13 protein-coding genes are annotated in these 15874 nt (G+C 62.5%); 6 read left to right on the forward strand and 7 right to left on the reverse strand.

Annotated elements, in window-relative coordinates:
* Positions 1–8: 8 nt before the first annotated feature.
* Positions 9–1751, forward strand: coding sequence for an autotransporter assembly complex family protein (locus ACEWE8_RS06910; RefSeq protein ID WP_046785655.1), 1743 nt, complete (start codon positions 9–11; stop codon positions 1749–1751).
* Entirely contained in the window at positions 1748–5422 is a 3675-nt protein-coding gene (locus ACEWE8_RS06915) for a translocation/assembly module TamB domain-containing protein (RefSeq protein ID WP_080952085.1), read from the forward strand. The genes ACEWE8_RS06910 and ACEWE8_RS06915 overlap by 4 nt, the downstream gene beginning before the upstream one ends.
* Positions 5423–5432: 10 nt before the next feature.
* Here ACEWE8_RS06915 and ACEWE8_RS06920 read toward each other — a convergent pair whose 3' ends face one another.
* The 4 genes from ACEWE8_RS06920 to ACEWE8_RS06935 all read right to left on the reverse strand — a co-directional run bounded on the left by ACEWE8_RS06920 (position 5433) and on the right by ACEWE8_RS06935 (position 7900).
* Positions 5433–5990 carry a DUF2589 domain-containing protein gene (locus tag ACEWE8_RS06920; RefSeq protein WP_144415446.1) on the reverse strand — a complete coding sequence of 186 codons (558 nt, stop codon included), beginning with the start codon at positions 5988–5990 and terminating at the stop codon, positions 5433–5435.
* A gap of 73 nt (positions 5991–6063) precedes the next feature.
* Entirely contained in the window at positions 6064–6720 is a 657-nt protein-coding gene (locus ACEWE8_RS06925) for a DUF2589 domain-containing protein (RefSeq protein WP_046785437.1), read from the reverse strand.
* 65 nt (positions 6721–6785) lie between these two features.
* Complete coding sequence (locus ACEWE8_RS06930; RefSeq protein WP_039602338.1) at positions 6786–7166, reverse strand: transcriptional regulator; 381 nt, start codon at positions 7164–7166, stop codon at positions 6786–6788.
* A gap of 275 nt (positions 7167–7441) precedes the next feature.
* Positions 7442–7900, reverse strand: a complete 459-nt coding sequence (locus ACEWE8_RS06935; protein WP_046785436.1) for a hypothetical protein — start codon at positions 7898–7900, stop codon at positions 7442–7444.
* A gap of 151 nt (positions 7901–8051) precedes the next feature.
* Between ACEWE8_RS06935 and ACEWE8_RS06940 the strand changes: the two genes are divergently transcribed.
* Positions 8052–8240: a hypothetical protein gene (locus tag ACEWE8_RS06940; protein ID WP_046785435.1), complete on the forward strand. Its 189-nt coding sequence runs from the start codon at positions 8052–8054 to the stop codon at positions 8238–8240.
* A 36-nt stretch (positions 8241–8276) separates the two neighbouring features.
* Here ACEWE8_RS06940 and ACEWE8_RS06945 read toward each other — a convergent pair whose 3' ends face one another.
* Positions 8277–8651, reverse strand: coding sequence for a fe2+ zn2+ uptake regulation protein (locus tag ACEWE8_RS06945; RefSeq protein WP_046785434.1), 375 nt, complete (start codon positions 8649–8651; stop codon positions 8277–8279).
* A gap of 224 nt (positions 8652–8875) precedes the next feature.
* On the opposite strand from ACEWE8_RS06945, the gene ACEWE8_RS06950 reads away from it, so the two are divergent.
* Positions 8876–11167 (forward strand): acylase, encoded by a 2292-nt coding sequence (locus ACEWE8_RS06950; protein WP_046785433.1) that lies wholly within the window; start codon positions 8876–8878, stop codon positions 11165–11167.
* 118 nt (positions 11168–11285) lie between these two features.
* Here ACEWE8_RS06950 and ACEWE8_RS06955 read toward each other — a convergent pair whose 3' ends face one another.
* Both ACEWE8_RS06955 and ACEWE8_RS06960 read right to left on the reverse strand, forming a co-directional pair.
* Positions 11286–12008: a UDP-2,3-diacylglucosamine diphosphatase gene (locus tag ACEWE8_RS06955; RefSeq protein ID WP_046785432.1), complete on the reverse strand. Its 723-nt coding sequence runs from the start codon at positions 12006–12008 to the stop codon at positions 11286–11288.
* The gene (locus tag ACEWE8_RS06960; RefSeq protein ID WP_039603152.1) at positions 12005–12505 is read right to left on the reverse strand and encodes a peptidylprolyl isomerase; all 501 of its coding nucleotides are present in this window, start codon (positions 12503–12505) and stop codon (positions 12005–12007) included. The genes ACEWE8_RS06955 and ACEWE8_RS06960 overlap by 4 nt, the downstream gene beginning before the upstream one ends.
* 248 nt (positions 12506–12753) lie before the next feature.
* On the opposite strand from ACEWE8_RS06960, the gene ACEWE8_RS06965 reads away from it, so the two are divergent.
* Together ACEWE8_RS06965 and cysS are read left to right on the forward strand one after the other, a co-directional pair.
* A complete protein-coding gene (locus tag ACEWE8_RS06965) occupies positions 12754–14457 on the forward strand; it encodes a glutamine--tRNA ligase/YqeY domain fusion protein (RefSeq protein ID WP_115275025.1) in 1704 nt (567 codons plus the stop codon).
* Between the two features lie 9 nt (positions 14458–14466).
* The gene (gene cysS, locus ACEWE8_RS06970; RefSeq protein WP_367903880.1) at positions 14467–15849 is read left to right on the forward strand and encodes a cysteine--tRNA ligase; all 1383 of its coding nucleotides are present in this window, start codon (positions 14467–14469) and stop codon (positions 15847–15849) included.
* Positions 15850–15874 lie beyond the last annotated feature (25 nt).

Below are 15874 nucleotides of genomic sequence, written 5' to 3' on the forward strand. Positions count from 1 at the left end.
TGCGCCGCATGACGTATTCAGGAAGACTGACTTGGGGCCTGGTTTTCTGGGCCGCCAGTTTCACAGCATGGGGGCAGAGCGAATTGCTTGTGCAGGTAAACCCTGCCAACAAAGCGCTCAAAGCCAATGTCGAAGGCTATATAGGTACCCTGGGTGACCGCGATGAAGAGGCGCTTTTGCGCTTCAGCCGCGGGGCGCAGGAGCAGGCGCGAAAAGCGGCGCAAGCGCTTGGCTACTATCAGGCGCAGATCGATAGCGAGGTCAGGCCGCCTGCCAAGGCCGACCAACCGGCGAAGCTGATCCTTCATATCGACCCGGGTGAGCCTGTGCGCTTGCGCAACGTAACCGTGCGCATCGAAGGGCCTGCCAGCGAGATGAAAGCGTTTCGCGTACCCGACAGCAAAGCCCTGCGCGCCGGTGAGCAACTCAACCATGGGCTATACGAGGACGCCAAACGGTTGATCCAGAACCAGGCGTCGCGCTACGGCTTCTTCAGTGGGCATTTCAGCCGCCAGCGCCTTGCCGTCGACCCGCAGGCCGGGGTGGCCGATATCGAACTGGTGTATCAGAGCGGCCCACGCTATCGCTTGGGTGCGGTCAGGTTCAGTGGCGACACGCCGCTGGACGAAGAACTGCTGCAGCGCATGGTCTCGTTCGAACCGGGCACGCCATACGACTCCGAACTGATCGCTGAGCTGAACAACGACCTGCAGTCCAGCGGCTATTTCGAGGGTGTGCGGGTCGATGCTGCGCCCACTGCCGCAGTGGCTGAGCAAATCCCCGTGGACGTGCGCCTCGATACCCGCAAACCGCGGACAATGGGCCTGGGCCTGGGTTACTCGACGGATGTCGGGCCGCGCGGCAAAGCCAATTGGACACGCCACTGGGTCAACCCCCAAGGTCACAGCTACGGCTGGGAAACAGAACTTTCAGCCCCCCGGCAAAACGTGGGGCTGTGGTACGACGTGCCCCTTGACCCGCCCCTGACCGACAAGTTGCGTTTCGCCGGCGGCTATCAGAATGAAGAGATCGCCGGTACAGACACACTCAGCAAGCTGCTGACCGTGGGGCCGGAATGGCACAGCAAGCTGCCCAGTGGCTGGCAACGGGTGATCTCGCTCAAGTACCAGCGTGAAGAGTATCGCCTTGGCGACGATTCGGGCCTGAGCAACCTGCTTATGCCAGGCGTAAGCTTCTCCTACCTGCGCAGCGACAACCGCATCGACCCGCACAATGGCTACCGCCTGCAGTTCGATACCCAGGTGGCCAAGGAAGGGCTGGTGTCCGACACCAACCTGTTGCATGGCAACGTGCTGCTCAAGGGCCTGACCACGCTCGGGCACAACCACCGCTTGCTCGGCAGGGTGCAGTTCGGTGGCAGCGCCACCAACGGTTACAAGAACAACATCCCGCCATCGCTGCGTTTCTTCGCCGGTGGTGACCAGAGCGTGCGCGGCTACGACTATCAGACGCTGTCGCCAAAGAATAGCGACGGCGACCGTATCGGTGGCCGCTACCTGGTGGCAGGCAGCGTCGAATACCAGTATTCGCTGACCGAGAAGTGGCGTGTGGCGACATTCGTCGACCAGGGCAATTCGTTCAACACGCTGGAGCTGCCGAGCCTCAAGACCGGGGTCGGTATCGGCGTGCGCTGGGTTTCGCCGGTCGGGCCATTGCGCCTTGACCTGGCCAAGGCCCTTGATGACGACGGTGGTATCCGCCTGCACTTCTCCATGGGGCCTGAGCTGTGATGCGTGTGTTCAAATTCATTCTGCTGGGCCTGCTTGGCAGTGTGTTACTGGTTGTTCTGGCGCTGGCATCGTTACTTGGTACCGAAGGCGGCAGCCGTTGGGTACTTGGGCGCGTGCCAGGCCTGCAGGTCGATAACTTTCAAGGGCGCCTTGCGGGCAGGTGGCAGGCGAGCCAATTGACCTGGGCTGACGGCGGCAACCGCGTCGAAGTGCTGGCTCCGCTGCTGAACTGGACACCTGGCTGTTTATTGCGGGCAACGCTGTGCATCGATCAACTGCATGCCCAGCGTATCGACATGGTGTTCGCGCCGAGCGAACAACCTGCCGACAGCGGGCCGCTGCAGTTACCGGTTTTGCGGCTGCCGGTGGCCATCGAGCTGGGTGACGTCAAGGTTGGCCAGGTGCGCCTCGATGGCAGCGACCTGCTCGGCGATCTTCACCTGGCGGCGCACTGGACTGCCACAGGGCTGCAGATCGACAGCCTGCAACTGCAGCGCGATGACCTGCAATTGAATGTGCAGGGCGATCTGCAACCCGAGGGTGACTGGCCGGTGCAACTGCAGGGGCAGGTGCACCTGCCTGCGGTGCAAGGGCAGGCCTGGCAACTGGCGCTGACCGCCAAAGGCGAGTTGCAGAAAATCCTTGTACTGGATGCGACCAGCAGCGGTTATCTCAACGCGCGTCTGACCGGTGAGTTGCAGGCACTGGCCGAGCACTTGCCGGCCAGGTTGCAGCTGCGCTCCGATGCCTTCAAACCCGCGCAAACGCTGCCGGACACGCTGCAGCTCAATCAGCTCAAGCTCGACGCCGAGGGCGATTTGCTCAAAGGTTATCAGTTGTCCGGTAGCGCCAGCCTGCCGGCAGAACAGGCACCGATCGCCCTGCTGCTCAAGGGCAAGGTAGATGCCAAAGGGGCGAACGTTCAGGCGTTGGACCTTTCTGCCAGCGACGCTCAGCACGTGAAGCTGCAGGCCAGCGCCGACTGGCAGCAAGGCCTGGTGGCCGATGCCCAGCTCGACTGGCAGGATTTCCCGTGGCTACGTCTGTACCCGTTGGACGCGCCGCCAGATGTCACGCTCAAGCGCTTCAACGCGCAGGTGCAATACCGCGATGGCAGTTACCAGGGTACCTTCAATGGCGACCTCGACGGCCCGGCCGGAGCCTTTACGTTGGCCAGCCCTTTCGAGGGTGACCTTGGCCAGGTGCGCCTGCCGCAATTGGCCCTGACCGCCGGGCAAGGCAAGGCCGCCGGCAGTGTCGCGGTGCGCTTTGCCGATACCCTGGCCTGGGATGTCGACCTGCAGTTGTCGGCACTCGACCCCGCCTACTGGCTCGCCGAACTGCCCGGTACCCTGGCCGGTCCGTTGCGCAGCAAAGGTGAAATGAAGGGTGAGCAGCTCACCCTCGATGCCCAGCTTGACCTGAAGGGCCGCCTGCGCGGCCAGCCGGCGCTGCTCAAGGTACAGGCCGAAGGCGCCGGGCAGAACTGGACCCTCGGTGCGCTGGCTGTGCAGTTGGGTGACAACCGCATCAACGGCAGTGGCAGCCTGCAGCAGCGCCTGGCCGGGCGTGTCGACCTCGACCTGCCCCGGCTAGGGCAACTGTGGCCCGGGCTGCGAGGCCAGGCCAAAGGGCGGCTGGATGTCAGCGGCACGCTGAGCGCTCCCCAGGGTACCCTCACCCTGCAAGGCCAGCAGTTGGCGCAGGAGCAGAACCGTATCCAGCGGCTTGACCTCAATGCGCGCCTGGACAACGCCCAGCGTGGCGTGATCAACCTCAAGGCCAATGGTATCCGCCTGGGCGATACGGCGTTGGGCACCTTGCAGGCCAACGGCAAGGGCGATATCCGCCAGCAAGCCTTGACCCTGGGCCTCGATGGCCCGCAGTTGAAGCTTGACCTGGGGCTCGACGGCCAGTTGAACAAGGGGGACTGGCGTGGCCGGCTGGCCAGCGGCAGAGTCCAGGCCGGTGGCCAGGACTGGCAGTTGCAGGCGCCGGCCCGCCTGCAGCGCCTGGCCAGCGGCCAACTGGACTTCGGTGCCCACTGCTGGCGCTCCGGTCAGGCCAGCCTGTGTGGCGAGGATCAACGCCTGGCACCAGAGCCACGCCTGCGTTATCACCTCAAACAGTTCCCGCTGGACAGCCTGGCCCAATGGCTGCCGAAGGATTTCGCCTGGCAGGGGCTGCTCAACGCTGACGTCAATCTGGACATTCCGGCCAGCGGCCCCAAGGGTGTCGTGCGTATCGATGCCAGTGGCGGCACCCTGAGGGTGCGGGACAATGGGCGCTGGATCGATTTCCCTTACCAGGCGCTGCGCCTGGACAGCACCCTGGCGCCTCGCCGCATCGATACACGGCTGAATTTCCGTGGCGAGCGCCTCGGCGAGTTGAGCTTGAACGCTCGTCTCGACCCGCTGGGGAAAGACAAGCCGCTGTCGGGTGACTTCCGCCTCGCCGGTCTGGACCTGTCGGTTGCCCGGCCTTTCGTACCGATGGTCGAGCGCCTGGCAGGCCAATTGAATGGCAGTGGCCGATTGTCCGGCACCTTGCTGGCGCCAAAGGTCAACGGCAACCTGATGCTCAGTGGTGGCGAGGTCAGTGGTGCTGAGCTGCCCGTCAGTTTGCAGGACCTGTCGCTGCAGGCCTTGATCGCTGGCGAGCAGGTTCAGCTCAACGGTGGTTGGCGCAGTGGCGAGGCGGGCCGTGGCCGGCTGAGCGGAGACCTGACCTGGGGCCAGGCCCTGGGCATGAACCTGCGCCTGCAGGGCCAGCAGTTGCCGGTTACCGTCGAACCCTACGCAACACTTGAGGTTGCGCCGGACCTGAACTTGCGCCTGATCGACGACAAACTGGCGGTGACCGGCAAGGTGCTGGTGCCCAAAGGCAAGATCACGGTGCGCGAACTGCCGCCATCGACCGTGAAAGTATCGGACGACACCGTCATCGTCGGCCACCAGACCGAAGAAGGCAAAACGCCCATGGCGATGGCCATGGACATTGATGTAGAGGTTGGGCAAGACAAACTGTCGTTCAGCGGTTTTGGGCTTACCGCCAACTTGCTCGGCCATGTACACATCGGCGACAACATGGACACCCGTGGTGAGTTGAGCCTGGCTGACGGACGCTATCGCGCCTACGGTCAGCGCCTGACCATTCGCCGTGCGCGCTTGCTGTTCGCCGGGCCCATCGACCAGCCCTACCTGGACATCGAAGCCATTCGGCAAGTTGATGACGTGATCGCCGGTATTCGCCTGAGCGGCAGCGCCGAGCAGCCTACTACCAAGGTGTTTTCGGAGCCGGCGATGAGCCAGGAACAGGCGCTGTCCTACCTGGTGCTGGGCCGGCCGCTGGGCACTTCGGGCGAGGACAACAACATGCTTGCCGAGGCGGCCCTGGGCCTGGGCCTGGCTGGCAGCGCAGGAATCACCGGCAGCCTCGCGTCAAGCCTGGGTATTGACGATTTCCAGTTGGACACTGAGGGCTCGGGCAACTCCACCAGTGTGGTGGCTAGCGGTAACCTGACCGAGAAACTGAGCTTGCGATATGGGGTAGGGGTGTTCGAGCCGGCCAATACCATTGCGTTGCGCTATAAGCTGAGCAAGAAGGTCTACCTTGAGGCGGCGAGTGGCCTGGCCAGTTCGCTGGATATTTTCTACAAGCGCGACTTCTGAAGGGGCGCCATCACCGCACGGTGGCGGCCTCGATGAACTCATTGGTTTCAGGGGCAGGCGCAGTGGGCGGCTTGCGGGTGGGGTTGATCAGCTTGGTATATTCCTCGATCAGCCGGTTGAGCGCCTCGGGTGGCTCGCTGGCTTGAAACTGCATGCGGATCTGTACCTCGTCCGGGTCTCGCGTTTCCCCCTGGCGGCCCTGGGCGCCGATCGTGACCTTGAAGGCCGCAGCGCCGCCGGCCTGATCATTCGCCTGCATCGCACGCAGCGCCTCCGTGCCATTGACCCGCACAGAGAGGTCGACCTGCATGCGCTCCAGAGCCAGCCCCTTGGGTGATACCAGGGCGAACAACGGCACGCGTATCACATGCTTGTCGTCCATGGCGACCTCGACCATCTTGGCTTTCATGGGAGCCCCGAGCGCCTGCGGATCGATGTCGAAAAAATGATCGAACAGATTGATGTACTGCTGGGCAATCAGGCTATTGGTTGCCGCAGCGGCTTCCTGCAGGCCACGGGTGATATCCCGCAGGTCAATCGCGGTCATGGGGGCAGGGTGGTTGTCCACTCACTTGTCTCCTTGGTACACGGGGAGCCCCGCTGTGTTCAGCGAGGCGGACATTTTGAGACAGGGCGAAGGATCAGGAAGTGGTGGCACCTGCAGAGGCGGTGCTCGCTGTATCGTCCTTCAGCACGTCAGCATCGGAGATCGCATCCGTGCTTATCAGGGTCGAGTTGGGTACCACCGTCGGTTTGGTGGCAGCATCGGTGAGGAAATCGATGACCCTCATCACCGCCTCTGGTGGATCCTGGCGGCGCAAGGTGGTGTTGAATGCATAGCGGGCACGGGTATCGGACTTGCGGGTCTGCGTGGACTTGTGGCTGATACTGCCCTTCATGTCCAGCTTGAAAGGGCCCCAGCCCAGCGAGGCGGCCATGTCACCACTTTTGCTGGACTCACTGAAATCCTCGGCCGCCTGGCTGATGGTCAGTTCGAACTCGACCTTGCCTTCTTCAATGACAATGTTCGGGTGGGTAATGGCCGCCAGCAGCGGGACCTTCATGGACTTGCTGACGACGCCTTTGTATTCGCCCTGTTCGTTGACGATGGTCTCGTCGTAGTCGAACTGGATGGCAACCGCTTTGCCATCCTGTACGCAGACCTGCATGAGGAAGTCCGCATAGGATTTGCTCGCAGTGACCTGAGCCTGAACCATGGCTTGTAGCGGCCCGGCGATCATCCGGTCCATGGGCAAGGCGTTGATGACCGATCCGATAAGGCTGTTGTCTAGGGACATTGCTGGATTCTCTTTCTCTGTTGGATGATGCAAATACGGCCGTCAGTACGGCCGGGTGGGCGTCGTCAGCGCGTGCAAGGCTCCTGGCGACGGATATTGCCGATCTGGCGCAGGCTCAGGCCGTACTTGTCGGCCAGCAGGCTGCGTGACAGCCCTTCAGCGCTTTCTTTCTGGATTTGCAGGTTGCGCAACTGCCGCAGGAAGTGGTCCGGCTTGGGAATTTCCAGTGCCACACCGGCAAAACGCTTGATCAAGGCGTCAAGGGCTTCGCCGGGGAGTACGTCAGCGAGCTTGGTTCGCTCGCGATGCTTGGGGATGTATTTGGGCCTGCCGCCGAAGGCGCAGGTCAGTTGGTAGGCGTTTTCTATGCCGATACATTCGATCAGGGACTGCAGCGAGTGCGGTAGCTGGCTGATATCTATGGCTGTGAGATCTTGCAATTCCATGTGTGGCTCCCTCGAGGTAGATGGGGCGCGATGCTTTGATATGCCGCAATGGCGGGTCGGCGATTACCATCGGCGTTCTGTCGTTGGCATGAGCGGATTGTCAGTGAGTGACGAATACTGTCGCTAGGCGCCAAGTGGTCCAGCTGTTGTAGCCTCGGGGAGCAGGATTTGAAGGCAACGATTTCGCGCGTTGTAGGACATCGCTCTGGCGTTGCCCTACAGCCGTTGATACTCAGGGGGGCACTTTTCCGTGAGGCAACTGGGTGCCAGTACCCTCAACCGCAGGGGTAAACATGCATCAAGCTCACGTTGCGCAGGTAGGCGTGCGGCCAATCGGCCATTGTTTGAGGCAGACTGCGCCAGTCGACCACGAGGCAGAGGGCACTGAGAGATTGCTTATCGTGCCGGCCCAGCACTTTACCGGGGAAGGATCGGCGATAGAGCGCAAGGGTCTTGCCCACTGCTTCGACTTGTCCGGCGTTGGCCAAGGTTTCGTAGGCGAGCCTTGGCAACTGCGGCTGCTCGATTGTGAAATGGGCGTGGCCGGGCCTTGCGAGCAGGTGCCCGGCTGCCCTTGTTCGATGCCATAACTGTTGCCATTGGTTGCTGCCGGCGTAGTCCGCCAGTTCGCGGCCCATTTTGAGCAATTGCTCAGGTGGTATCTGGCGGATATCCAGGGCGTGGGTGGGGAGAGAGGGCAGTAACAACAGAATGAGCAGGGCGGGCTTGAGCATGGAGCCTCCAGCATGGGCGGTAGGAAGGCCAATGCTTTCAGGCTTGAGGTGCCACGCTAAGCAGGAAATGCAGCGCCGAAAGCCACGGGCGTTGTATCATTGCCCCGGCTCGTTGCGAGCCATTTGCCCCCGATGTTGCAAGGAACTATCGATGACACACGTGCAGCGCCTCAAATATTCGATTCTTATCATCCTGGTGGTGCTGGGCCTCATGCTGGGCCTGTCACACCTGCAGAAGCAGGGCACCATCAGTGAACAGACTTTCCAGCTGCTGGCCATCGCCATTGCGGCAGTGGTGGTCGTGATCAACGGGATCCTGCGGCGCAAGGTCAAGCCCTGACCCGTACCGGCCGGCCAGGTATGGCCGGCCATGCGCTCAGCGTGCAGAGGGTTGCTCGAGCACGGCGCGCGCTTGCGGGTTGAGGCTGTAGCACTTGTCGTTGCCCAGGTTGATCACGCCCTCTGCGCACAGCCGCTTGAGCACCTCCCGCACACTGAGAAACGACAGTGGAATATCCAGTTGTTCCAGATGCGCGTGCACACCGCGCACGCCAATGCTGCGGCCGGAACGGCCGGCGCTGTGCAGGGCATCGATCACTTTGAGACGAATCAGGCTGGTACGAAGCCCATAGGTGCGCAGCAACTCGCGGATCTGTTCGTTGCCGATACGCTCTTCCCCGCAGGCGTCCTGTCCATTGGCCGCTTTGGCCGGGGTTCGCCCGGTCTGAAGTGAGGATTGCGGGTTGTACATGTGAATGCTCCTTTTCGTGGACTTTCCCGAAATATGGGTGCCTCACTTACTAGGACGAATGAGAACGGAGAATCTGCAGCCTTTGCGCAAAAAAAAAGATTCTCTGCCGGTCTCATGAAGACGAATCTGTTTCTCCTTGTGCGTAAAATTTTCATGTGGGCGTTCGTCTGATTGGGAATGATCCCAGAAGCCGAGGAGTGCCCGTGCTCTCAATTTCACGTCCCATGACCTGCGCTGGCCTTGCGGCCGCGCTGGTTGTCTCCAGCATGGCCGCGCAGGCGTTGGAACCCAAGTCTGATGCCACTGCGCAAATTCGCCGTACAAGTTTCGGCGTGCCGCATATCGTGGCCAAGGATGAGCGCGGCCTGGGTTACGGCATCGGTTATGCCTATGGCCAAGACAATCTGTGCCTGCTGGCCAATGAAGTGCTGACGGTCAACGGTGAACGTTCGCGCTTTTTTGGCGCGCAGGGCAAAACCCTCGAGCAGCGCGATAACCTGACCAGCGACCTGTTCTTCACCTGGTTCAATACGCCGACTGCGGTCAACAGCTTCCTGCAGGCCCAACCTGCTCAGGTGCGTGATTTGCTGGAGGGCTATGCCAGTGGCTTCAACCGCGCCTTGGCCGAGCGTCGTAGCCAAGGGCTGCCGGCAGAGTGCGGGGATGGTCAGTGGTTGCGGCCGATCACCAGCCTGGACCTGGTCAAGCTGACCCGCCGTCTGCTGGCTGAGGGTGGGTTGGGCCAGTTCGCCGAAGCGCTGGCGGCTGCCCGGCCGCCGCAGTTGGCGAGCCAGCAGGCAGCGCCCACGTTTGGCGAGGCACTTGCCCAGCAGCAGCGCTTCGCTTCGGAGCGCGGCAGCAACGCCGTTGCAGTGGGTGCGGAGCGTTCGGCCAACGGCCGCGGGCTATTGCTGGCCAACCCGCATTTCCCCTGGATGGGCGGGATGCGCTTCTACCAGATGCAACTGACCATCCCTGGCCGACTGGACGTCATGGGCGCCGCACTGCCTGGCTTGCCGGTAGTGAACATCGGTTTCAACCGTCACCTGGCCTGGACCCACACGGTCGATACGTCCAAACACTTCACCCTCTATCGACTGCAACTGGACCCCAAGGATCCGACCCGCTACCTGCTCGATGGCAAGTCCCTGCCGCTGACGCGCCAGGCTGTGAGCGTCACGGTCAAGGCTGAGGATGGCACGCTGAGCCAGGTGCAGCGCCAGGTCTACAGTTCGAGCTTCGGGCCGGTGGTGCAGTGGCCAGGGCGCCTGGACTGGGACAGCAAAGCGGCCTACAGCCTGCGCGACGCCAATCTGGAAAATACCCGCGTGCTGCAGCAGTGGTATCGCATCAACCGTGCCGATAGCCTGGCGGCACTGAAGGGCTCGGTCGAGCAGTTGCAGGGCATCCCCTGGGTCAATACCTTGGCCGTCGATGCCGGTGGCCAGGCGTTGTACCTTAACCAGTCGGTGGTGCCTTATGTGGACCAGCAGTTGCTGAGCCAGTGCAGCAACCCGGCGGCGCAAGGGCCGCTGGTGGTGCTCGACGGTTCGCGCAGCGCCTGCCAGTGGAAGGTCGATGCACAGGCAGCGCAGCCTGGCATCTTCCCGGCGCATCTGTTGCCCAGCCTTGCGCGCAACGATTTCGTGCAAAGCTCCAACGATCCGGCATGGATGACCAACCCCGCCCAGCCGTTGACGGGGTACTCGCCGCTGATCAGCCGCAGCGACCAGCCCTTGGGCATGCGCGGGCGCTTCGCGCTGGAGCGCCTGCAAGGCAAGGCCAAGCTGGGTGTGGAGGACCTGCAGCGGATGGTGATGGATGATGAGGTCTACCTGGCCAGCCTGGTGCTTCCAGACTTGTTGCAATGGTGCAAAGGCGCTGAGGCCGATTTGCAGGCGCTATGTGCGAGCCTGGCGAGCTGGGATGGCAAGGCTGACCTGAACAGTGGCATTGGCCTGGTGCACTTCCAGAACATCGTCGACGCCTTGGCCAGGTATCCGCAAAGCTGGCGTGTGGCCTTCGACCCGGCAGACCCACAACACACGCCGCGTGGGTTGGCAGTGGAGCAGGCGGCGGTGCGCAAGTTGCTGCGCGAAGCGGCGCTGGCCTCACTGCAGCAGGTAGCCAAAGCCGGCGTTGCTGAAGACAGCCGTTGGGGGCAGATCCAGCAGGCGGCCGATGGCACACCGGTGCCGGGCGGCCCGCAGGGCTTGGGGGTGTATAACGCGATCTACAGCGTCCCGCATGGGCCGGGCAAGCGGCTGGTGGTCAGTGGCACCAGTTACTTGCAACTGGTCAGCTTCACCGATAAGGGGCCCCAGGCGCGCGGGTTGTTGGCCTTCTCGCAGTCCAGCGAAGCCGCATCGGCGCATGCGAGCGACCAGACCAAAGCGTTCTCGGCCAAGCAGTTGGCGCCCATCCCGTTCACCGAGGCGCAAATCAAGGCTGACCCCGAGTATCGGCAGTATGTGGTCAGTGAGCGGGACAAGGGGGCAGTGGCGAGCCAGCCTTAAGTTACAAACCTGTACCGGCCTCATCGCCGGCAAACCGGCCCACAGGTATCAAGGATAGTGGCGTACCTGTAGGCGCCGGCTTGCCGGCGATGAGGCCGGTACGGCGAAGCTACCAGTTTCAGGAAAACTCGAACGGCTCCAGCTGAAAGCCCTGCGCATCCACCTGCAGGGTCCAGCCGCGACGGTCCCAATCGCCCAGCACGATGCGCCGCGCAGGCTCCCCGTTCACCACCAGCTTGTGGATCGCCGGCCGGTGAGTGTGGCCATGCACCAGCGTTTTCACGCCATGTGCCGCCATCACCGCTGGCACTTCTTCTGGTGTGACATCGACAATTTCGGTGGCCTTCATGCGCGTCTGTGCACGGCTTTCGTTACGCAGCTTGCGCGCCAGCTTTTGCCGGGTGGCAAGCGGCAAGTGCCGCAGAATCCACAGGCTCAACGGGTTGCGCAGATAACGGCGCATTTTCATGTAACCGATGTCGCGGGTGCACAGGGTATCGCCATGCATCAGCAAAACCTGCTCGCCGCCCAGGCTGATCACGCAGGGGTCGGCCAGCAGGGTGCAGCCGGCGGCCTTGCAGAAAGCCTCGCCAATCAGGAAGTCACGGTTGCCGTGCATCAGGTACACGGCAGTGCCGCTGTCGCTCAGCTGGCGCACGGCCTGGCAGATCGACTGCTGGAACGGCGTCATGGCATCGTCGCCGATCCAGGCTTCGAAGAAGTCGCCGAGGATGTACAACGCCTTGGCATGGCGTGCGCGGCCGTCGAGCAGATCAAGAAACGCCCGGGTAATGTCCGGGCGCTCTTCTTGCAGGTGCAGATCAGAGATCAGCAGTATCACTCAACGATCTCGGCTTTCTCGATGATCACGTCGTCTTTTGGTACGTCCTGGTGGCCAGCCTTGGAACCGGTGGCGACCTTTTCGATGGCGTCGACGATTTCACGGCCTTCGGTCACTTCGCCGAATACCGCGTAGCCCCAGCCCTGGGTGTTCTTGCCGCTGTGGTTGAGGAAGTCGTTGTCGGAGGCGTTGATGAAGAACTGGGCCGAGGCGGAGTGCGGCTCCATGGTGCGTGCCATGGCAATGCTGTACTTGGTGTTCTTCAGGCCGTTGTCAGCTTCGTTCTGGATGCTGGCGCGGGTTTTCTTCTGGCTCATGCCCGGCTCGAAGCCGCCGCCCTGGATCATGAAACCCTTGATCACACGGTGGAACACGGTGCCATCGTAGTGACCGTCCTTGACGTACTGAACGAAGTTTTCCGTGGTGAGCGGCGCTTTCTCGGCGTCCAGTTGCAGGACGATAACGCCGTGGTTGGTGGTCAGTTTGACTTTGGACATGCTGGAATTCGCTCTTTCAAGGCATTCGGGAATTAGGGTGCGCAGTGCGCCTGTAGTCACCTGACGCAGGATCGGGCGACCGCGACACATGGCGCGCACTGGCCATTTTGCCAGGCCGCGACAAAAAGCTGCGATAAATCACGGCAGTTTGTCCGAGCCCGGCTGTCAGCAGCTTGACTGCTTCGGCTATGATAGGCCCTTTGATTCAATCGGCCTACCCAGGCCGGACACGTGCATTCAAGGATCCTATGAGCAAGCCCACTGCCGACAACGCGCCCAACGCCGCTGCCAAAGGCGCCCCCGCCGTCCCTGCGAACTTCCTGCGGCCGATCATCCAGGCCGACCTGGACTCGGGCAAGCACAGCAGCATCGTCACTCGTTTTCCGCCGGAGCCCAATGGCTACCTGCACATCGGCCATGCCAAGTCGATCTGCGTCAACTTCGGCCTGGCCAAGGAGTTCGGCGGCGTCTGTCACCTGCGCTTCGACGACACCAACCCGGCCAAGGAAGACCAGGAGTACATCGATGCCATTCAGCGCGACGTCAAATGGCTGGGCTTCGACTGGGCCGGCGACGTGCGTTATGCCTCGAACTACTTCGACCAGTTGCACGACTGGGCCGTTGAACTGATCAAGCGTGGCAAGGCCTATGTCTGTGACCTGACCCCTGATCAGGCCAAGGCCTACCGTGGCAGCCTGACCGAGCCAGGCAAGAACAGCCCGTTCCGTGAGCGCAGCGTCGAAGAGAACCTCGACCTGTTCGCGCGCATGAAGGCCGGGGAGTTCAAGGATGGCGAGCGCGTGCTGCGCGCCAAGATCGACATGGCCTCGCCGAACATGAACCTGCGCGACCCGATCCTGTACCGCATCCGTCATGCCCACCACCACCAGACCGGTGACAAGTGGTGCATCTACCCCAACTACGACTTCACCCATGGTCAGTCCGATGCCATCGAAGGCATCACCCACTCGATCTGCACCCTGGAGTTCGAAGGCCATCGGCCGCTTTACGACTGGTTCCTGGACAACCTGCCGGTACCGGCGCATCCGCGTCAGTACGAGTTCAGCCGTCTGAACCTGAACTACACCATCACCTCCAAGCGCAAGCTCAAGCAGCTGGTCGACGAGAAGCACGTCAGCGCCTGGGACGACCCGCGCATGTCGACCCTCTCAGGCTTCCGCCGTCGCGGCTACACCCCGGCCTCGATCCGCAACTTCTGCGAGATGGTCGGTACCAACCGCTCCGACGGTGTGGTCGACATGTCGATGCTCGAATTCAGCATCCGTGACGACCTCGACCGCACCGCGCCGCGCGCCATGTGCGTGCTGCGCCCGCTGAAGGTGGTCATCACCAACTACCCTGAAGGCCAGGTCGAGCAGCTCGAACTGCCGCGCCATCCCAAAGAAGACATGGGCGTGCGCGTGCTGCCCTTCGCCCGCGAGCTGTACATCGACCGCGACGATTTCATGGAAGAGCCGCCAAAGGGCTACAAGCGCCTGGAACCGGCCGGTGAAGTGCGCCTGCGCGGCAGCTACGTGATCCGCGCCGACGAAGCGGTCAAGGACGCCGAGGGCAACATCGTCGAGCTGCGCTGCTCCTACGACCCGGACACACTGGGCAAGAACCCCGAGGGCCGCAAGGTCAAGGGCGTGATCCACTGGGTGCCGGCAGACGCCAGTGTCGAATGCGAAGTGCGCCTGTACGACCGCCTGTTCCGCTCGCCGAACCCGGAAAAGGCCGAGGAGGGCGCCAGCTTCCTCGACAACATCAACCCGGACTCGCTGCAAGTGCTGACCGGCTGCCGTGCCGAGCCGTCGCTGGGCCAGGCGCAGCCTGAAGACCGCTTCCAGTTCGAGCGCGAAGGCTACTTCTGCGCCGACCTCAAGGACAGCCAGCCGGGCCGCCCGGTGTTCAACCGCACCGTCACCCTGCGTGACTCCTGGGGCAGCTAAGGAACCACCGTGCTTACCATTTACAACACGCTGAGCAAAACCAAGGAAGCCTTCAAGCCGCTCGATGGCAACAAGGTGCGCATGTACGTGTGCGGCATGACCGTGTACGACTACTGCCACCTTGGCCATGGCCGCAGCATGGTGGCCTTCGACCTGGTCACCCGCTGGCTGCGCAAGAGCGGCTATGAGCTGACCTACGTGCGCAACATCACCGACATCGACGACAAGATCATCAACCGGGCCAACGAGAACGGCGAAACGTTCGACGCGCTGACGGCCCGCATGATCGATGCGATGCATGAGGACGAACGGCGCCTGAACATCCTCAAGCCGGACCAGGAACCGCGTGCCACCGACCATATCGCCGGCATGCACGCGATGATCCAGACCCTGATCGACAAGGGCTACGCCTACGCGCCGGGCAATGGCGACGTGTACTACCGGGTCGGCAAGTTCGTCGGCTATGGCAAGCTGTCGCGCAAGAAGATCGAGGACCTGCGCATCGGTGCCCGCATCGAGGTCGACGAGGCCAAGCAGGACCCGCTCGACTTTGTACTGTGGAAGGGCGTCAAGCCGGGTGAACCGTACTGGGATTCGCCCTGGGGCCCTGGCCGTCCGGGCTGGCACATCGAGTGCTCGGTGATGTCCACCTGCTGCCTGGGCGAGAGCTTCGACATCCACGGTGGCGGCAGCGACCTGGAGTTCCCGCACCACGAGAACGAAATCGCCCAGAGCGAAGCGGCGACCGGCAAGCAGTACGCCAACGCCTGGATGCATTGCGGCATGATCCGCATCAATGGCGAGAAGATGTCCAAGTCGTTGAACAACTTCTTCACCATCCGTGACGTGCTCGATGTGTATCACCCGGAGGTGGTGCGCTACCTGCTGGTGGCCAGCCACTACCGCAGTGCCATCAACTACTCCGAAGACAGCCTGCGTGATGCCAAGGGCGCCCTGGAGCGCTTCTATCACGCGCTGCGTGGCTTGCCACGTGTGGCGGCCAAGGGTGGTGAGGCATTCGTCGAGCGCTTCAGCGTGGCGATGAACGACGACTTCGGCACCCCCGAAGCCTGCGCCGTGCTGTTCGACCTGGTGCGCGAAATCAACCGCCTGCGCGACAGCGACCCGGATGCGGCTGCCGGCCTGGCCGGTCGCCTGCGTGAGCTGGGTGATGTGCTGGGTGTACTGCAGCTGGAGGCCGATGACTTCCTGCGTGCGGGGGCTGAGGGCAAGGTCGATGCGGCTGAAGTGGAAGCGCTGATCCAGGCGCGCCTGCAGGCGCGTGCCGACAAGAACTGGGCAGAATCCGACCGTATCCGCGACCAGCTGACCGCCATGGGCGTGGTGCTGGAGGACAGCAAGGGCGCGACCACCTGGCGTCTGGCTGACTGATGATGTGAAGGGGCCGCTTTGCGGC

It is taken from the genome of Pseudomonas sp. TR47, assembly GCF_044143025.1.
GTDB lineage: Bacteria > Pseudomonadota > Gammaproteobacteria > Pseudomonadales > Pseudomonadaceae > Aquipseudomonas > Aquipseudomonas putida_E.